Annotated in this window: 19 protein-coding genes; 12 read left to right on the forward strand and 7 right to left on the reverse strand. The window is 69.2% G+C overall.

Features of this window, described 5'->3' with window-relative positions; translation table 11 throughout:
• Positions 1–3: 3 nt before the first annotated feature.
• From KTN05_RS05825 to KTN05_RS05835, 3 genes are read right to left on the reverse strand one after another with little or no spacing between them, the layout of a single operon-like run.
• Positions 4–876, reverse strand: coding sequence for an ABC transporter permease (locus tag KTN05_RS05825; protein ID WP_217328447.1), 873 nt, complete (start codon positions 874–876; stop codon positions 4–6).
• The gene (locus KTN05_RS05830) at positions 866–1,720 is read right to left on the reverse strand and encodes an ABC transporter ATP-binding protein (protein WP_371823281.1); all 855 of its coding nucleotides are present in this window, start codon (positions 1,718–1,720) and stop codon (positions 866–868) included. Before KTN05_RS05830 ends, KTN05_RS05825 begins: the two co-directional genes overlap by 11 nt.
• Positions 1,717–2,715, reverse strand: coding sequence for an ABC transporter substrate-binding protein (locus KTN05_RS05835; protein WP_217328448.1), 999 nt, complete (start codon positions 2,713–2,715; stop codon positions 1,717–1,719). Before KTN05_RS05835 ends, KTN05_RS05830 begins: the two co-directional genes overlap by 4 nt.
• A gap of 97 nt (positions 2,716–2,812) precedes the next feature.
• Between KTN05_RS05835 and KTN05_RS05840 the strand changes: the two genes are divergently transcribed.
• The 4 genes from KTN05_RS05840 (at position 2,813) to KTN05_RS05855 (ending at position 7,568) form a co-directional block, all read left to right on the forward strand.
• On the forward strand, positions 2,813–3,517 hold the full coding sequence (locus tag KTN05_RS05840) for a GntR family transcriptional regulator (RefSeq protein ID WP_217328449.1): 705 nt from the start codon (positions 2,813–2,815) through the stop codon (positions 3,515–3,517).
• A gap of 167 nt (positions 3,518–3,684) precedes the next feature.
• A complete protein-coding gene (locus KTN05_RS05845; RefSeq protein ID WP_217328450.1) occupies positions 3,685–4,785 on the forward strand; it encodes an ABC transporter ATP-binding protein in 1,101 nt (366 codons plus the stop codon).
• A 76-nt stretch (positions 4,786–4,861) separates the two neighbouring features.
• Positions 4,862–5,863 (forward strand): Fe(3+) ABC transporter substrate-binding protein, encoded by a 1,002-nt coding sequence (locus KTN05_RS05850; protein WP_217328451.1) that lies wholly within the window; start codon positions 4,862–4,864, stop codon positions 5,861–5,863.
• A gap of 25 nt (positions 5,864–5,888) precedes the next feature.
• Entirely contained in the window at positions 5,889–7,568 is a 1,680-nt protein-coding gene (locus tag KTN05_RS05855; RefSeq protein ID WP_217328452.1) for an iron ABC transporter permease, read from the forward strand.
• Between the two features lie 155 nt (positions 7,569–7,723).
• On the opposite strand, the gene KTN05_RS05860 is transcribed toward KTN05_RS05855, so the two are convergent.
• From KTN05_RS05860 to KTN05_RS05870, 3 genes are read right to left on the reverse strand one after another with little or no spacing between them, the layout of a single operon-like run.
• Positions 7,724–7,876: a hypothetical protein gene (locus KTN05_RS05860; RefSeq protein WP_217328453.1), complete on the reverse strand. Its 153-nt coding sequence runs from the start codon at positions 7,874–7,876 to the stop codon at positions 7,724–7,726.
• A gap of 54 nt (positions 7,877–7,930) precedes the next feature.
• Positions 7,931–8,365, reverse strand: a complete 435-nt coding sequence (locus KTN05_RS05865; protein WP_371823282.1) for a RidA family protein — start codon at positions 8,363–8,365, stop codon at positions 7,931–7,933.
• Positions 8,362–9,570 (reverse strand): pyridoxal phosphate-dependent aminotransferase, encoded by a 1,209-nt coding sequence (locus KTN05_RS05870; protein WP_217328454.1) that lies wholly within the window; start codon positions 9,568–9,570, stop codon positions 8,362–8,364. Before KTN05_RS05870 ends, KTN05_RS05865 begins: the two co-directional genes overlap by 4 nt.
• A 94-nt stretch (positions 9,571–9,664) precedes the next feature.
• On the opposite strand from KTN05_RS05870, the gene KTN05_RS05875 reads away from it, so the two are divergent.
• The 8 genes from KTN05_RS05875 (at position 9,665) to soxZ (ending at position 15,899) form a co-directional block, all read left to right on the forward strand.
• A complete protein-coding gene (locus KTN05_RS05875) occupies positions 9,665–10,543 on the forward strand; it encodes a LysR family transcriptional regulator (RefSeq protein WP_217328455.1) in 879 nt (292 codons plus the stop codon).
• Positions 10,544–10,704: 161 nt separating this feature from the next.
• A complete protein-coding gene (locus KTN05_RS05880; RefSeq protein WP_217328456.1) occupies positions 10,705–11,148 on the forward strand; it encodes a PPC domain-containing DNA-binding protein in 444 nt (147 codons plus the stop codon).
• The gene (locus tag KTN05_RS05885) at positions 11,145–11,450 is read left to right on the forward strand and encodes a c-type cytochrome (protein ID WP_217328457.1); all 306 of its coding nucleotides are present in this window, start codon (positions 11,145–11,147) and stop codon (positions 11,448–11,450) included. The genes KTN05_RS05880 and KTN05_RS05885 overlap by 4 nt, the downstream gene beginning before the upstream one ends.
• A complete protein-coding gene (locus tag KTN05_RS05890) occupies positions 11,447–12,724 on the forward strand; it encodes an NAD(P)/FAD-dependent oxidoreductase (protein WP_217328458.1) in 1,278 nt (425 codons plus the stop codon). Before KTN05_RS05885 ends, KTN05_RS05890 begins: the two co-directional genes overlap by 4 nt.
• The gene (locus KTN05_RS05895; RefSeq protein ID WP_217328459.1) at positions 12,721–13,746 is read left to right on the forward strand and encodes a YeeE/YedE family protein; all 1,026 of its coding nucleotides are present in this window, start codon (positions 12,721–12,723) and stop codon (positions 13,744–13,746) included. Before KTN05_RS05890 ends, KTN05_RS05895 begins: the two co-directional genes overlap by 4 nt.
• Positions 13,743–15,086: an FAD-dependent oxidoreductase gene (locus KTN05_RS05900; protein ID WP_217328460.1), complete on the forward strand. Its 1,344-nt coding sequence runs from the start codon at positions 13,743–13,745 to the stop codon at positions 15,084–15,086. The genes KTN05_RS05895 and KTN05_RS05900 overlap by 4 nt, the downstream gene beginning before the upstream one ends.
• Entirely contained in the window at positions 15,067–15,561 is a 495-nt protein-coding gene (locus KTN05_RS05905) for a thiosulfate oxidation carrier protein SoxY (RefSeq protein ID WP_217328461.1), read from the forward strand. Before KTN05_RS05900 ends, KTN05_RS05905 begins: the two co-directional genes overlap by 20 nt.
• 11 nt (positions 15,562–15,572) lie before the next feature.
• The gene (gene soxZ / locus KTN05_RS05910) at positions 15,573–15,899 is read left to right on the forward strand and encodes a thiosulfate oxidation carrier complex protein SoxZ (RefSeq protein WP_254368008.1); all 327 of its coding nucleotides are present in this window, start codon (positions 15,573–15,575) and stop codon (positions 15,897–15,899) included.
• A 52-nt stretch (positions 15,900–15,951) separates the two neighbouring features.
• Here the strand turns inward: soxZ and KTN05_RS05915 are convergent, their stop codons facing one another.
• On the reverse strand, positions 15,952–18,042 hold the full coding sequence (locus tag KTN05_RS05915; RefSeq protein WP_217328462.1) for an NAD-dependent epimerase/dehydratase family protein: 2,091 nt from the start codon (positions 18,040–18,042) through the stop codon (positions 15,952–15,954).
• Positions 18,043–18,046 lie beyond the last annotated feature (4 nt).

Here is an 18,046-nt window from a genome sequence, read left to right on the forward strand (position 1 = left end):
TCCTCATTCACCCGCTTTGCGGTTCTGCCAGAAGACGATCTTGCGCTCGGCCAGCACCACCGCGCCGAACATGGCGAGGCCGATGAGGCTGAGATAGATGATGAGCGCGAACACCCGCGCGGTATCCAGTTGCGACGCGGCGACCCGGATCAGCTCGCCGAAACCCTTGCCGCCGCCGAGGAACTCGGCCGTGATGGCACCGGCCATGACGCCGAGCGCGGCGATCTTCAGCCCGGTGAAGATCTGGGGCAGGGCGGTCGGGAACTTCAGCCCGATCAGCGTCTGCCAGCGCGACGCGCGCATGATGCGGTATAGCTGGCGCGACTCCTCGTCCGCGGCCTGAAGGCCCGAGGCGGTGCCCACGATCACCGGGAAGACCGAGACGAACACCGCCAGCGCGATCTTGCTTTCCAGCCCGAAGCCCATCCACGCCACGAACAGCGGCGCGAAGGCGATCTTGGGCATGGTGTCGATGGCGACGAGATAGGGCATCACGGCGAGCGCGCCGAACTTGGTTTCCCCGACCAGCGTCCCCAGCGCGATCCCCAGCGCGGCGGCGATGACGAAGCCGGCCAGCACCTCCTGCGTGGTGATCCACAGCGCCGACAGCATGTAGCCGCCGGTCGCGATGTTGGTGCCGACGAAGATGATCTGGTTCCAGACCGTCGCCGGCGTCGGCAGGATGATGGTCGAAAGATAGCCCGAGACGGTGACGAGGTGCCACGCCGTCACGAGGATCACCCCGAGGATCAGGATCGAGATCGGGCGCGGGATGCGGTCGATCAGCGCATCCTCTTCCTTCCACACGGTCGAGGGGAAGTCGGCCGAGGCGACATAGGACTGGTGCGGGATGTCGATATTGGCGTCAGTGGCCATGCTGGACTCCTCCGGTCTGCGCCGTTCCGCTCTGCACGCCCGCGTCGAGGCGGTTGCGGATGTGGGAGACGTATTCCGCGAAACGCGGCTCCAGCATCATGTCGAGCGTGCGCGGGCGCGGCAGGTCGATCTTCACTTCCTCGATGATCCGCCCCGGACGGGCGCCCATGACGAACACGGTGTCCGACAGCAGCACCGCTTCCGGGATCGAGTGGGTGATGAGGAACGCGGTCGCTTTCTGCGCCATGCAGATGCGCTGCAGTTCCATGTTCATGTGGTCGCGGACCAGTTCGTCCAGCGCCGAGAAGGGCTCGTCGAGCAGCAGGATTTCCGGCCTGGTGATAAGCATCCGGCAGATCGAGGCGCGCTGCTGCATCCCGCCCGACAGCTCGGTCGGATAAGCCTGCTCGAACCCTTTCAGACCGACCAGCTCCATCAGCGCCTCGGCATCGGCGCGGCGGGCGCGGGCGGCGGACCTGCCGCCGGCGATCTCGATCGGCAGCAGGATGTTCTCGATGGTGGTCTTCCAGGGCAGCAGCACGGCTTTCTGGAACATCATGCCGATGTCGTCGCGGGTGCCCAGCACCGGCTTGCCCGCCAGCATGACGGACCCTTCGGACGGGCTGACCAGCCCGGCCATGATCTTCAGCAGCGTGGTCTTGCCGCAGCCCGACGCGCCGATGACCGAGGTGAACGAGCCCTTCGGCAGGTCGAAGCCGACATTCGCCAGCGCCTTGACGTTCCGGCGGGCGAAGGTCTTGGACAGGCCGCGAACCTGATAGACGGGGGGCGCCGAAGCGCCCGCCGAAACCATCTGACCTTCCAGCCGGCCGGTCGCCATCATTCCGCGTTCCACGCGTCGATGTATTCGTTCGTGTAAACCGCGCTCAGGTCCGGCAGCGGCGCTTCCAGATCGCCCGAGGCGACGAGGCTGTCCTGCCACGCGTCCCACGCGGCCTGGTCCTGATAGCCGTAGCCCTTTTCCGGCTCGAACGGGGTCTGGCGCACGATGATCTGGTCGATCAGGGCGTTCGCGAACTCCGTGTCCTCGACCTCCTGCGGGTTCTCGGCGGCGATATGCTCGATCAGCTTCTCGCGGTTCGCCGGGTCGGCGGCCCATTTCGCGCCGCGGACCAGCGCGCGGCCGAAGCCCTCGACATCCTCGGGATTGGCGGCCAGCCATTCCTCGGAGGCGGCGAGCGAGTTGCCGAAGAACGTCTTGTATTTCTCGGGCGTGATCGGCGTCAGCTCGACCCCGCGCTGGTTCAGGATCGCCACGTCCGAGGTCGCGGCGGCATAGGCGTCGATGTCGTCGCGCAGGAACCCGGCCGTCGCCTGCCCGCCGTCACCCACGACGAGGAAGCTGTAATCCTCGCCCTCGGTCAGCCCGGCCTCGGTCAGGATCGAGCGCGCGAAGGCCGCTTCCGCGCCGTCCGCCGTGCCGATGCCGATGACGGTGCCCTTGAGGCCCGCAGGGTCGGTCACGTCCGAATCTGCCGGCACCACCAGCGAATAGGAGCTGAGCGGGTTCAGCCGATAGATCATCTTCACCGGAACGTCCCGCGCCCGCGCCTGAAGGAAGGGACCCGCGCCGGGGTTGCCCACCTGCGCCTGACCGGCGGCCAGCGCCTGCAGCACCGCGCCCGAGCCGTTCAGCGCCTCGATGTTCACGTTGACGCCTTCTTGCTCGAAATAGCCCTCGCCCTGCGCGGCGACGATCGGCAGCAGCAGGATGCCCGAGGGGTTCGGCACCGCGACGGTGATGTCGCCGGCAAGGGCCGCGCCGGTCATCAGCGTGGCGATGGTGGCGGCAGCGGCAGTGATCTTGAAGTGACGCATCTCTTCCCTCCCAAGAAGAATGGTTTATCCTGTTCTCAAGTTGTAATAATCCATTATCCGGCGTGTCAACCCGCGCGGATGAGGGAATGGGGGAGCGATGACGAGAGTTTCGGCCGATGACGGCGCGCACCGGACGGCGGCAAGCCGGATCGCGGCGGAATTGCGGGCCGAGATCCTGCAGGGGATGCTCGCGCCGGGCGCCCGGCTGAAGGTCAGCGCGTTGCAGAGCCGATTCGACACGGCGATCAACCCGATCCGCGAGGGGCTGAACCGGCTTGTCTCCGAGGGGCTGGTGGAGCTTGTGGACCACAAGGGCTTCTCGGTCGCCGACATCTCGCTGGACGCCTGGCGCGACATTCTGGAGGCCCGCTGCATGATCGAGGCGGCGGCGTTCGAGCGGTCGATCCGCAACCCCGACGATGCCTGGCGCGACGAGATCGCCATCTCGCTGCACCGGCTGCTGCGGACGCCCCGTTTCACCGACGAGCGGGCGCGCCTGCCGAACCCTGACTGGGAGAAGATCCACCACCGCTTCCACCGGGCCCTGATCGCCCGCTGCGGATCGCACGAGGTGATCGCCATCTGCGACAGCCTGCGCCGCAAGGCCGACCGCTACCGGGCGCTTGCCGGCAAGTCGCAGAAGGCCCGCACGAACTACAACGACGAACACGAGATGATGGCCAACCACGCGCTGGATGGCGACGCCGCCCGCGCCGTGCGGATACTGGTCGATCACTACCGCGCGACGCTGTCGGTCGTCGAACGCTACTTCGCCGACGGCAGGGACGGCAGGGACGGCTGACCGGCGTCGGCCGGGCGGGCGGGGCGGTCCTCCACGACCCGGACCCGCGGCATCAGGACGCCCCTAGAGAAACCCTCGGGCATTGGATAAGTAGCGACGATCGGATCGCGCCGCTGCGGGCGGCCTTACCGGCGGCGGGTGCAAGCGGAACTGAGGGAATGCAGGTGATGGCCGTAGCCCCGGCAGCATCTCTTGAGCTTGAGAGAGTGTCCCGCGAGTTCTCGGGCCGCAGGGTGCTGGCGGATATCTCGCTGGCGATTCCGCCGGGCAGGATCACCTGTCTGCTGGGGGAATCCGGTTGCGGCAAATCGACGCTGCTGCGGATCATCGCGGGCGTCGATCGTCCCGACAGCGGCAGCATCCGCATGAACGGCGCCGAGATCGTCGGCCCCGGCCGGTTCGTCGAGCCGGAAAGCCGCATGATCGGGTTCATGTTCCAGGACTACGCGCTGTTTCCACATCTCAGCGTTGCCGAGAACCTCGCCTTCGGCCTGCGCCACCTGTCCAGGGCCGACCAGCGCCGCCGCGTCGCCGAGGTGGTCGAGCGGATCGGCCTTGGCCATCTGATCGACCGCTACCCCCATTCGCTGTCGGGCGGCGAGCAGCAGCGCGTCGCGCTGGCCCGCGCGCTCGCCCCGCGCCCGGCGATCCTGCTGATGGACGAGCCGTTCTCGAACCTCGATCAGGGCCTGCGCGAGCGGGTCCGGCGCGAGACGCTGGACACGCTGCGCCGGATGGGCACCACCGCCATCATCGTCACCCACGACCCGCAGGAGGCGCTGGCCGTCGGCGATCTGATCGTGCTGATGCGGGCGGGCCGGATCGAGCAGGTCGGCACGCCGTTCGAGATCTACGACCGGCCGACATCGCCCTATGCGGCCGAGTTCATGGGCCCCTGCAACCGTCTGACCGGGCTGTGGCGCGAGGGCCGGATCGAAACGCCCATCGGCACCTTCCCGGCCCGGCTCGATTTGCCGGAAGGGACGCTGGCGCTGGCCTGCATCCGCCCGCAGGCGCTGTCGATCGGACCGGACGGGGACGGCATCTCGGCCCGCGTGGTCGCCAAGACGTTCATCGGCGAAAGCGAGCAGATCGACGTCATGGTCCACCCGCTGGGCGAGACGCTGCGGATGCACAGCCATGTGCGGATTCCGATGGAGATCGGCGAGAAGGTCAGCCTGCAGCTGAACGGGGCGCAGATCCACGTCTTCGCCAACGAGAACGGCGGCGTCCGAAAGATTCCGAACTTGAGAGAAATGCTAGACTGACGATTTCAGTTGGGTATAGTCGGCGCGATCTCTCTCTCAGAGGCTTGAACAACTCATGAAAACCCGTCCGACTGCCATGCGCGCCATTCTCGCGAGCGCCGCCATTCTCGTCGCCGGCACCGCGTCCGCGCAGGAACTGAACCTTTACACCTCGCGCGAGCCGGGGCTGGTCGAGCCGCTGCTTCAGGCCTTCACCGAATCGACCGGCATCAAGGTCAACACGGTGTTCCTCAAGGACGGTCTGGCCGAGCGGGTGGCGTCCGAAGGCGAAAGCTCGCCCGCGGACGTGCTGATGGCGGTGGATGTCGGCAACCTCGTCGATCTGGTCGAGCGCGATCTGACCCAGCCGGTCGAATCGGACATCCTGACCTCGGCCGTCCCCGAGAACCTGCGCGATCCGGGGAACGAGTGGTTCGCCCTGTCGATGCGCGCCCGCGTCGTCTATGCGGCCAACGACATCGATCTGGACGCCATCACCTATGAGCAGCTGGCCGACCCCGAATGGAAGGGCCGGATCTGCGTCCGCTCGGGCCAGCACCCCTACAACACGGCGCTGTTCTCGGCCTTCATGGCGCATCACGGCGCGGCCGAGACCGAGGAATGGCTGACCGGCCTCAAGTCCAACCTCGCCCGCAAGGCGGGCGGCGGCGACCGCGACGGGGCCAAGGACATCCTCGGCGGCATCTGCGACATCGCGGTGGCGAACTCCTATTACGTCGGGCTGATGCGCTCGGGCCGCGGCGGGGACGAGCAGAAGGCCTGGGGCGAGGCGATCAACGTGATCCTGCCGACCTTCGAGGATGGCGGCACCCATGTGAACATCAGCGGCGCGGCGGTCGCGAAACACGCCCCCAACCGCGACGAGGCGGTGCAGCTGCTGGAATATCTCGTGTCGGACGAGGCGCAGAAGATCTATGCCGAGGCGAATTACGAATATCCGGTGAAGCCGGGGGCTGCCATCGACCCGATCATCGCGACCATCGGAGAGCTGAACGTCGATCCGGTGCCGCTGACGGAGATCGTGAAGAACCGCAAGGAAGCCAGCGAGCTCGTCGATCGCGTCGGCTTCGACAACTGAGCCGGCGACGGGGCCGTGGTTCCACATGACGGCCGAGCTGACGCATAGCGAACGCCCGACCAGAGCCTTCCGCCTCGGCGGCAGGCTCTGGCTCGTCGGCAGCCTGCTGGTCGCGGGACTGGTTCTCGTCCCCGTGCTGGCGCTGGTCTGGCAGGCGGCGCAGGGGTCCGAGGGGCTGTGGTCCCACCTGTCGCGGCATGTCCTGCCGCACGCGCTGGGGCAGACCGCAATGCTGATGGCGGGGGTCGGGGTGCTGACCGCCGTGATCGGCACGTCGATGGCGTGGCTGGTGACGGCCTATGATTTCCGGGGCCGGCGGATGCTGGAATGGGCGCTGCTGCTGCCGCTGGCGGTGCCGACCTACATCGTCGCCTATGCCTATCTGGACCTGCTGCACCCGCTGGGGCCGCTTCAGTCGATGGTGCGGGCGGTCCTTGGCTATGACAGCCCGCGCCAGTTCCGCCTGCCCGACATCCGCTCGATGCCCGGCGCGATCGGGCTGCTGAGCCTCGTGCTTTATCCCTATGTCTATCTGCCCACGCGGGCGATGTTCATGACCCAGGCCGCCAATCTGGTCGAGGTCGCCCGTACGCTGGGCACCAGCCGCAGCCGCATCTTCCGCCGGGTCGCCCTGCCGTTGGCCCGCCCGGCCATCGCGGTGGGGGTGAGCCTCGCGCTGATGGAGACGCTGAACGACATAGGCGCGTCCGAGTTCCTGGGCGTGCGGTCGCTGACGATCTCGGTCTATACGACATGGGTCACGCGGTCGGACCTGCCGGGGGCGGCGCAGATCTCGCTGGCGATGCTGCTGCTGGTCGTGGCGCTGATCTCGCTGGAGCGGTGGGCGCGGCGGCGTCAGCGCTATTCCATCACCGCGCAGCGGGCGCGCAGCTTCGCGCGCCAGCCGCTGACCGGGCGGGCAGGGCTGGCGGCGCTCGGCCTCGGCCTGCTGCCGGTGGTGTTCGGCTTCCTGCTGCCGGCCTTTCACCTCGCGGTCGAGGCGTGGCAGCGCTTCCAGTTCGCGGGCCTGTCCGACCGGCTGCTGATCGAGGCGCGCAACACCTTCGTCCTGTCCGCCTGCGCCACCGTGGCGGTGCTGGTCAGCGGGCTGGTCGTCGCCTATGCCGCGCGCGTGTTTCCGCAGCGGGGCATGCAGTTCGTCCATCGCGCGGCGTCCGTCGGCTATGCCATGCCCGGCACGATCCTTGCCCTCGGCATCCTGATCGTCGCCGCCGGGCTGGACCGCTGGATCGGCCAGACCGCGAAGGGCCTGTTCGGCATCGACCCGGGCCTGATCCTGATCGGATCGGGTATCGCGCTCGGCTATGCCTATCTGGCCCGCTTTCTCGCCATCTCCATCGGCTCGGTCGAGGCGGGGCTGACCCGCATCCCCCGCAGCTACGACCAGTCGGCGCGGACGCTGGGGCATGGGGTCACGGGGATGCTGCGCCACGTCCACCTGCCGCTGTCAAAGGCGGCGCTGGCCGCCGCCGGGCTGCTGGTCTTCGTGGACTGCATGAAGGAACTGTCGGCGACCCTGCTGCTGCGGCCGCTGAACTTCGAGACGCTGGCGACGCACCTCTACGGAGAGGCGGCGCGGGGCACCTATGAGGAAGCCTCGATCGCCGCATGGGCCATCGTGCTGGTGGGCATCCTGCCGGTCGTGCTGCTTGCCCGCGTGGGCCGGGGCGGCCCGCGGGCGTGAATGGCGGGGCAGGGCAGTCCCTGCTGACCAGCCCTTTCGCCGCCCGCACACAGCGCCGCGCCACGGTGAAACGGCAAGAACACCGGAGAGCTTCCGCCCGCGGGCGAGCCTGCCACGCTCACCCCAGCCGCTCGGTTCCCCACCCGGCCTGCGACCTAGGACATGTTGATGATCGACGGATTGGCGCTTTCCCGCAGCAGCGGAACGGCCGCGCCGGTGGTCACGAATGGCGAGACCAGGCAGATCGCCAGCGTCGCCTCCCACTGCTCCAGCGCGATGGCGGTGTAGAAGGCGGATTCAAACAGCACGCCGTTTTGCGGACACCGGGCACCAGCAGGCCCCTCGGTGCCCACCGCCCGTCTTCACCCCACCGCGGCGGTAAGCTGGATCTCGACCGGCGCGCCGCCCGGCAGTGTTGCGACGCCGACCGCCGCGCGGGCGCAGATGCCGGCATCGCCGAGCTTTTGCCGCAGGAAGGCCGAGGCGAAATCGGCCAGCTTGGAATGGGCGGTGAAGCCGTTCTCGGCGGCGATATAGACCGTCATCCCCAGGATCGCGCCCAGTTCCTCGCCGTCCGCAAGGACGCCCCGCGCCGCCGTCAGCGCGTTGCTGCAGGCGAGCGCTACCGCCTCGCGATACTCCTCCAGCGGCGCATCCTTGCGGACGGGGCCTAAGGCGATCAGCCTGCCATCGACCCGCGGGGTCATCCCCGAGGTCACGATGATGCCGCCGCCGCGCCGGGCGGGGACGTAGTCCCCTTGCGGCACGGGGGCGCCGTGGGCGGGGGCGGCGATCACGCGCGATACCGCTCGACCAGCGCGGCGATGCGCTCGACCGCCGACACCGCCGCCGCATGGTCCTGCGAGAAGTTCAGCCGCACCGAATCCGCGCTGTGCGGGCTGAACTCGGTCCCCGGCGTGACGACCACCTTCGCCTGAAACCGCAGCGCCTTGACGAACTCGGCGGGCGCGATGCTCAGCGCGGGCAGGGCGGGGAACAGGTAGCTGCCGGCCTGCGGCGAGCGGACCTTGCAGCCGGGAATGCCGCGGAACAGCGCGATCAGGTCGTCGCGGATCGCCTGGTGCTGGCGGATGCGATCGGCCATCCAACCCGCGGGCTCGTTGAACCACGTCCGCAGCACGGCCTGCGAATAGCCCGGCGCGCGCAGCGAGACGATCGCCTGCAGTTTTTCCATCCGCCCGATGATCTCGGCCGGGCCGAAGGCCACGCCCAGGCGGTAGCCGCTGAGCGATTCCGTCTTGGACGGCCCCATGATCGTCACGACGTTTTCCGCCGCCGGGTGCGCCCGCAGATGGGTATAGGTCGCGCCCTCGAAGCGCAGGCGGGAATATAGCTGGTCCACGATCACCGTCGCGCCGTAACGGGCGGCAAGCGCGGCGATGGCGTCGATCTCCTCGGGGGAATAGACCACGCCCGCCGGGTTGTTGGGGTTCGAGAACAGGAACACCCGCGCGCCCGCCTTGAACGCCGCCTCCAGTTCGTCGAGCTTCAGCCCGGCCTCATGCTCGGCCGCGTCCTGATAGGCAATCTGGACGGGGACCATATCGCCCTCGAAGAATTCCACCAGCTTGCGGTTGGCGAAGTAGTCGGGCTGCACGATGGCGACCTTGTCGCCCCGCGCGACGGTGGAGGCGACCGCGAGGAACAGCGCCCCCTGCGTGCCGGGGGTGATGATCAGCCCGTCCGTCGCATCGACCGGGGCGCCCGTGAACTCGGCCAGCCGCGCAGCCAGCGCCTCGCGGATCTCGGACCGGCCGCGATATTCGGTATAGGCCTGCGCCCCGCCTTCCTCGACGCCGGCCGCGAAGGCCTCGAACGCGCCGGGGGTCGGCTCGTGGGCGTCCACGTCGCCATGCGAGAAATCGACCATGCCGCCTTCCAGCAGGTCGCCGCGCAGGAAATCGGCCTCGCGCGACTGGCGCACCTCCTGTCCGGGGGCGTTGTCGGTGGCGAGCTTGAGGAACTTGTCCTGAATGGTCATCGGCGGTCTCCCGTATCTGGATTTGGGCGGAAGATAGCAGCGGGGCGGACGCAAGGGAAACTTGCTTTCCTGTCTTCAGATGATAGCAAAGCTGATGGATATCCGGTTTCTGGAAACCTTCATCACCATCGCCGATTGCGGCTCCATCGCCGAGGCCGCGCGGCGGCTGAACCGCACCCCGGCGGCGCTGGCGCAGCGCCTGCGCGCGCTGGAGCAGGATCTGGGCCATCCGCTGATCGTCCGCTCGGGCCGGACGGTGCAGCCCACGGCCGAGGGGCTGGCGATCCTGGATCACGCCCGCGCCCTGGTCGAAGGCGCGCGCGATCTGCGGGCGCTGGCCGCGCAGGACGTGCCGACCGGGCAGCTTCGGCTGGGGGCGACGGCGACCTCGCTGACCGGCCTCATGCCGTCGATCATCATGGAACTGAGCGCCCGCCACCCGGCGCTGGAGTATTTCGTGCAGCCGGGATCGTCGGTGGACCTCTATCACCGCGTGGTCGAGGGCGATCTGGACGCCGCCATCATCGTCCGCCCGCAATTCGCCATCCCGAAATCGGCCGACTGGCTGACCATCCGCGACGAGCCGCTGGTCCTCCTCGCCCCCGAACGGGCGGCGGACGAGGGGCCGCACGAGGCGATCCGGCAGTCCCGCTTCATCCGCTACGACCGCAACCAGTGGGGCGGGCAGCTGGTGGACAGATACCTGCGCGATCACGGGCTGGCGGTGCGCGAGTGGCTGGAGCTTGACGCGCTGGACGCCATCGCCGCGCTGGTGGATCGCGGCCTCGGCGTGGCGATCGTGCCCGATTGGGCGCCCCCTTGGCCCGAGGGGCTGCGGTTGCGGAAAACGCGGCTTTCGGGCGGATACATGCGCCAGATGGGGGTGATCTGGCGCCGCGCGGGCGCGCGCCATGCGGCAGTGCGAGCCTTCGTGGCGGCCTGCGGCGGGGGTGAGGGGCAGACGCAGCCGTAGCGCAGCGGCCCCGCCGGAGCCGTCCCGCATTGACACACGGACCCCTTCGAGGGCAGAACACAAGGAAGGCCGCGGATGCGCCTTGGTTCTTTCATGCCCCGGCGGGGCTGCCCAGGTTCGGACATCTGCAAGTCGGAGAGCGCGTGGCCTTCCCGTCCTCATTGCCCATTGGCGCGGCCCTGGCCGCCCTGTCGAGCGGCGTCTTTGCCGCCGCCCGGCTGCTGCCGGGCGACGATCTGATCGGCGGGCTGCGCCGGGTTCAGCAGGACGCGGGCGCCGAGGCGATGGCGGTCCTGACCTGCGCGGGCAGCCTGCGGACCGCCCGCATCCGGCACGCGGATGCGGATGAGGGGACGCTCTACGAGGGCCGGTTCGAGATCGTCTCGCTGACCGGCACGCTGGACCCCCGCCACCAGCACCTGCACATCGCCATTTCGGACGGCGCAGGCCGGGTCTTCGGCGGGCATCTGCTGCCGGGCTCCGAGGTCCGTACCACCGCCGAGATCGTCGCGCTGATCCTGCCGGATCTCGCGTTCGACCGGGCGGTGTGCGAACGCTCCGGCTTCCACGAACTCACCATCACCAACCGGAAGGCCGAGGCATGATCCGTCTTCTTCCCATTCTCGCCCTTTCCGCCGGGCTGTCTGCGGCGCATGCGCAGGAGCTCGATCCCGCTGCCGTGCAGGTGCTCGCCGGGCCCTGCGCCAGCTGCCACGGGCCGGACGGGCGCTCTCCCGGCGCGATCCCGTCGATCGCGGGCCTGCCCGAAGCCGACGCGGTGGCGCGGATGCTGGCCTTCCGTGACGGCACCGACCCGGCGGCCACCATCATGTCGCGGCTGATGAAGGGCTATGACGAGGCCGAGATCCGGGCGCTGGCTCGCTGGTTCGCGGAGATTGCGCAATGAAGGCGACGCGGCGGGATGTGCTTCTGGCGATGGGCGCGGGCGTGGGCGCGCTGGCGCTGCCGAGGGTGGGGCGGGCGCAGGGAGCCGCGCATGTCGTCGTGATCGGCGGCGGCTTCGGCGGGGCCACGGCGGCGCGTTACCTGCGCCGGCTGAACCCCGACCTGCGGATCACGCTGGTCGAGCCGAATGAGCGGTTCGCGACCTGCCCGTTCTCGAATCTCTATCTGGGTGGCTTGCGCGAATGGGACAGCATCACCCACGGCTATGACGATCTTCGCGCGGCGGGGGTCGATGTGATCCACGCCCGCGCCGAGGATGTGGATACCACCGCCCGCACCGTCACGCTGTCGGGCGGTTCGCGGCTGGACTGGGACCGGCTGGTCCTGTCGCCCGGCATCGACTTCCGCTGGGGCGAGCTTGCGGGCTATGATGAGGCGGCGGTGGAACTTGCGCCCCACGCTTGGAAGGCCGGGCCGCAGACGCAGCTTCTGCGCAGCCAGCTTGAGGCGATGGAGGATGGTGGCAGCTTCGTCATGGTGGTGCCGCAAGGTGCCTTCCGCTGCCCGCCCGGTCCCTACGAACGCGCCAGCATGGTCGCCCACTACTTCAGGACCCACAAGCCGCGCTCCAAGGTCATCATCCTGGATTCGCAGGACAGGTTCTCGAAACAGCCGCTGTTCCAGCAGGGCTGGCAGGCGCTTTACGGCGACATGATCGAATGGGTCAGCCAGACCGATGACGGGCTGGTGGTCGAGGTGGACGCGGCCGCGCGCGAGGCCGTCACGGCCTTCGGCACCCGGCACAAGGCCGACGTGCTGAACGTGATCCCGCCGCAGAAGGCGGGGCTGATCGCGGAACGCGCGGGTGTCACCGACGACACCGGCTGGGTGCCGGTTGTGGCCGACAGCTTCGAATCCGCCCGCGTTCCGGGGGTCTATGTCCTCGGCGACGCCACGATCGCCGCGCCGATGCCCAAGTCGGGCTTCTGCGCCAACGCGCAGGGCAAGGTCGCGGCGGCGGCGATCACGGCCGATCTGGCCGGGCGCGAACCGCCGCCCGCCAGCTTCGCCAATACCTGCTACAGCCTGATCGGGCCGGGCTACGGCATCTCGGTCGCGGGCGTCTATCGCGCCGAGGACGGGAAAGTCGTCGAGGTGCCGGACTCGGGCGGCGTCAGCCCGCTTGAGGCCGGGCCCGAGTTCCGGCGGGCCGAAGCGGAGTATGGCGCGGGTTGGTATGCCGCGATCTGCGCCGACATCTGGGGCACGGCATGAGCGCGGTGGCGCTCGGGCTGGTTCTGGGCGCGGTGTTTGGCGCGGCAGCGGGGACGGGCCGGTTCTGCCTGCTGCGCGGCCTCAAGGGGCTGCGGCCCGGCGGCGATCTGACGGCGCTGCGGGCCTTCGCGCTGGCGATGGTGGTGGCGCTGCTGGCGACGCAGACGCTGAACCTTGCCGGCGGGACGGACCTCGGCGCGGCAATGCCGCTGCGGGCCAGCAATCCCTGGCCGTCGATGCTGACCGGGGGCGTGATCTTCGGGCTGGGGATGGTGCTGGCCAATGCCTGCGGGGCGCGCGCGCTGGTGCTGCTGGGCGGGGGAAACCTGCGATCGCTGCTGGTGCTGCTGTGTCTCGGGCTGGCCGCGCAGGCGACGCTGACCGGGGTGCTGGCGCCGCTGCGCATGGCGGTGCAGCAGATGGGATCGCCCTCGACCGGTTCCCTGCCGCAACTGCTTGCATCAGCGGGATTAGGCTTTCCGCTGGCCCTTTCCGTTGCCGCCCCCGCGCTGCTGCTGGGCCTTTTCGCCCTGCCGCTGCTGCGCCGCAGCCCGCTTGAGGCCATGATGGCTGCCATCGTCGGGCTGACCGTCGCGGGCGGCTGGTGGATCACCTTCGCCACCGACGATCCGTTCGACCCGAGGCCGCTGACCTCGATCAGCTTCGTCGGCCCCGTGGGGGAAAGCCTGCTCTGGACGATGCTTGCCACCGGCCGGCAGCTCGGCTTTGCCGTGGCCGTGATCGGCGGCACGCTGGCCGGGGCCTTTGCCGCCGCCATCCTGACCCGCAGCTTCCGGCCCGAAAGCTTCGGCTCGCCGCGCCAGATGCTCGGGGCGACCTTCGGCGGCGTGCTGATGGGCTTCGGCGGCGTTCTGGCGCTCGGCTGCTCGATCGGGCAGGGGCTTTCCGGCTTTTCCACACTCTCCCTCGGCAGCCTCGTCGCGCTGGCCGGCATCGTCGCCGGCGCCGCGGTGGGGCTGTCGCTTTTTCCGCATCCCTCACCCGCAGGAGCCACGACATGAAGATCGGCCGCCGCACACTTCTTTCCGCCGTTCCCTCGCTTGCCCTGGGCAGCGCGCTGGCCGGGGCCTCGACCGCCCTTGCCGCGCCCGCCGCGCTGAGCGGCGAGACCATCCTCAAGCCCCGCAGCGGCAGCGCCCCCCGCATCGTCATCTGCGGCGGCGGCTGGGGCGGGCTGACCTCGGCCCGCTATCTCAAGCAGGAACTGCCCGACGCCGAGGTGGTCCTGCTGGAGCGCAACCCCTTCTTCTGGTCCGGCCCGCTCAGCAACAAGTGGCTGATCGACGTGGTGGATACCGGCTTCCTCGTCCATGACATGCTGCGGCCCGCCAACAGATACGGCTACAGCGTCATCCAGTGCGACGTCACCGGGATCGACCGCGCCCGCAAGACCGTCAGCACCTCCAGGGGCGCCGTGGATTACGATTACCTGATCCTGTCGGGCGGCATCCGCGATGCGTGGGACGCCTGGTTCGGGGACGACCGCGCGACAGCGGACTACACGCGCGCGCATTACGGCTCAGCCTATATCCCCCAGGGCGAGATGCTGGGACTGAAGGACCGGATTCTCAACTTCAAGGGCGGCACCCTCGTCATGACGCTGCCGCCGCCGCCGCATCGCTGCCCGCCCTCGCCCTACGAGCGGGCGTGCCTTGCGGCGTGGCACTTCAAGACCAACAACATCCCGGCGAAGATCGTGATCCTCGATCCGAAACCGCAGGTGGCGCCCATCGGCGCGGGCTATCGCGCGGCCTTCGCCGAGCTTTATCCCGACATCATCACCCACGTCCCGAATGCCCGGGTGAAGGAGGTCGATCCCTATAACAAGCGGATCATGACCGAGGCGGGCGATTTCGACTTCGACGAGGCGATCTTCATGCCGCCGCACCAGGCGTCGGACATGGTGTTCTATGCCGACCTGATCGGCACCGACGCCGAGGGGAAGCCCACCGGCTGGGCCGACATGCACCCGCGCCTGTTCCACGCCAACGGCGACGACAGCGTCTATATCGTGGGTGACAGCATGGGCGCGATCTCGCCCCATTTCGGCCATTATCCGAAAAGCGGGCATGTGGCGAACTACATCGCCAAGATCGTGGCCCGCAACATCGGCCAGCGCGTGCGCGGGCAGGAGGTGGTGGCGGAACTGCCCGACAACCTGTGCTACATGCTCGTGAACGGCGAGCCGCGCGAGGCGATCTCGGTCGAGTTCCTCTATGAGGTCGGGGCCGACGATCTGGTCCACCAGACGCAGATCGACATCGACGTGCGCACGCCCGACCTGCTGGAAGAAGACTTCGCGTGGATCAATGGAATGTTCGATGACTTCGTTCGTGTTTGACCTGCGGCGTCGCGACCTTCTCGCCGGGGGCGCGGCGCTCGCCGGGCTGGTGGCGGCCGGGGTTCCGACCGCCGCGCAGGCGCAGGCCACCACCGCCATGCCGCAGCTGGATACCGCCGAGGCCGACCGGCTGGCGGCCGCGTTCACCGGCGGCGCTGAGGTGCTGGCCGAGGGGCTGGCGCTGGACCTGCCGGCGCTGGGGGACAATCCCGCCGCCGTGCCGGTCCGGGTCCACGTCACCGAGCCGATCACGGAAGCCTCGTGGTGCGAGGAGATGATCGTGATCGCCGACCTCAACCCCCAGCCGTTCGCCTGCCGCTTCCGCTTCACCGCCGAAACCGGCTCGGCCGATGTGGCGGTGCGGGTGCGGCTGATCCAGACGATGCCGATCCGGGCCTATGCGCGGATGAACGACGGCCGCGTGCTGGCCGCGCGGCACGACATCACCGTCGCCGCCGGCGGCTGCGGACTTTAAAGGAGGCAAGCATGGCCCGTCCCCCCCGCATCTGGATCAGCAACGAGACCCCGAGCCTGGGCGAGATCGTCCGCGTCCGCGCCCAGATGGTCCACGTCATGGAAAGCGGCTTCCGCATCGACGCCGCCGGCCAGACGATCCCCGAGGACATCCTGACCGGCTTCACCGCCTCGCTGGGCGATGCGGTGCTGCTGGAATGGTCGCCGGAGACGGCAATCTCGCAGAACCCCTATATCGAGTTCACCTTCGCCGCCCGCCAGCCCGGCACGCTGCGGATGGTGTGGACGGATGCGGGCGGCGTGGTGGCCGAGGCGGAGAAGGAGATCGCGGTCGGCTGACCGGCGCGGCAGCAGCGGGGTTGAAGCCCGCCGCGGCCCCGACCCGGCCCGCTCATCGGAACAGATGCGCCTCGTCGATGGCGCGGCGCAGGAAGGCGTCGCGGTCGGCCTCGGGCGTCCAGCCGAGCAGGCGGCGCGGCTTGCTGTTGTCGAACGGCGACAGATGCCCGCGCGATTTCCAGTCGGCGCGGGTGATCGCCACCGCATCCTTGCGCCGCAGCGCATATTTCTTCAGCGCCAGCTTGGCCTGATCCGCCGCCCAGAGCGCGGTCAGGTTCGATGACGAGACGTTCAGCCGCGCGCCGAGCCGCCGGTGGATCGCGTCGAAATAGTCGCGCCCGGTCAGCATCGGATCGCCGATCAGGTTGAAGCTTTCGCCCGGTGCCGCCGGGTGCTCCATCATGGCGATCAACCCGTCCGACACGTCGTCCACCAGCACGAAGGGCAGGATGTTGCGCCCGTTCCCCCACAGCCGCACCGCGCCCGAGCCATGCCAGCGCCCGATCCCCCAATGTTGCAGCGGCCCGCCCGCGCCAAGTACGATCCCCGGCCGGGCAATGACCAGCGGCACGCCGCCGTCCTGCGCCATTTCGGTCTGCTGCCGCTCGCATTCCGCCTTGGAGCGGGCATAGAGGTTGCGCTGGCTCATCTCGCCGAAAGACGTGTCCTCGGTGATGGTGCGGGACGGGTCGGACATGTCGTAAGAGGCGATCGTGCCGGTATAGACCAGCCGCGCCACGCCCGCCCGCTTGGCCGCGCGGCAAATCCGCAGGGCGGTTCCGACGTCGTTTTCCAGCGCCGCTTCCCATGTCCGGTCCACCGACCGGGCGAGATTGAAGACGCGGTCGATCCCGTCCATCGCCCGCGCCAGACCCTCCTCGTCGCGCAGCGACGCGGCGGTCAGTTCGACGTGATCGGCAAGGTCGTCGAACGGGCCGCTGCGCCCGCGCGACAGGACGCGGACGTCATGGCCGCGCCGGGCCAGCCGCCGGGTCAGGTTGCGGCCGATGAAGCCGGTTCCGCCGATGACCATGACCTTAGGGGCGGGCGCGCGGGTCGATCCGGGGCGCGGCGCAGGCTGGGGCGGCAGAAGGGCAAGGCTGTCCTCGATCCCCAGCATCACCTCCAGCGCGCGTCCGGGGGCGAAGCGCGGGTCCGGCTTGCCGGTGCGCAGCCCGTCGTAGAAGGCGCCGATGGTGCCGCGGAAGCTGAGCGCATAGGGGCTTTTCTGGTTCAGCGATCCCGCTTGGCGCAGCGCATTGCCGAGCCCCTCGCGCAGATGACCCCCTGCATGGCCCAGTTCCTTCCGCAGCGGATTCAGCACCAGTTCCGAGCTGTTGTCCCCGGCGACGACCAGCGTGTCGGCGGCGTAATCCAACCGCGCCATGCCAGACGAGCCGCGCAGCACCACCGAGCGGTCGTCGAACGTCTCGGCCAGCGACAGGGTTATGGTGACATCGACATCGCCCGCGCGGGCGATGATGCGCCAGCTTTGCGGCCGCCGTCCGCCGCCGGGCAGGTCGATCCACTGGCCGAGGCTGACATGCTCGATCTCCAGCGGTCCGAACAGGTCCACCGCGAAGGAAAACGGATGCGGGCCGAGTTCCAGCAGCAGGTTGCGCGTGTCCTCCATCAGCCAGATGCCATAGGGGCCCGAGCGGAGCGGCGGCAGCGGGAACGCCCAGTTGATCTGCGCCGACGAGACCAGCCCCAGCCGGCCCTCGTTGCGGATGCGGCGCAGCTTCAGATAGGACGGCAGGCTCAGGAAATTGTGGCAGACGCCGAGGTGGCGCTCGCTCGCGTCGGCCTCGGCCGCCATCTCGGCAAGCTCATCGGCCGACAGCGCGGCGGGCTTTTCGACCAGCACATGCAGCCCGGCCCGCAAGCAATGCAGCGCCAGCGGGCGATGCGAGGGCGGCGGCGTCAGGATATGGACGGCATCGCAGATCCCGGCGTCGATCATCGCGTCCAGATCGGTGAAGGCAGTGATTCCGCAGGCCGAGGCCAGCCCCTCGGCCGCGTCCGCCGACCGGTCGCAGACGGCGGTCAACTCGACTCCCGGTGTCGCGCGGATGGCGTCGGCGTGCCACTGCGCGATGTAGCCCGCGCCGACGAGCCCGATGCGGCAGGTTTCCGGGGCCATGTGC

The organism is Paracoccus sp. Z118 (assembly GCF_019061185.1).
Lineage (GTDB): Bacteria > Pseudomonadota > Alphaproteobacteria > Rhodobacterales > Rhodobacteraceae > Paracoccus.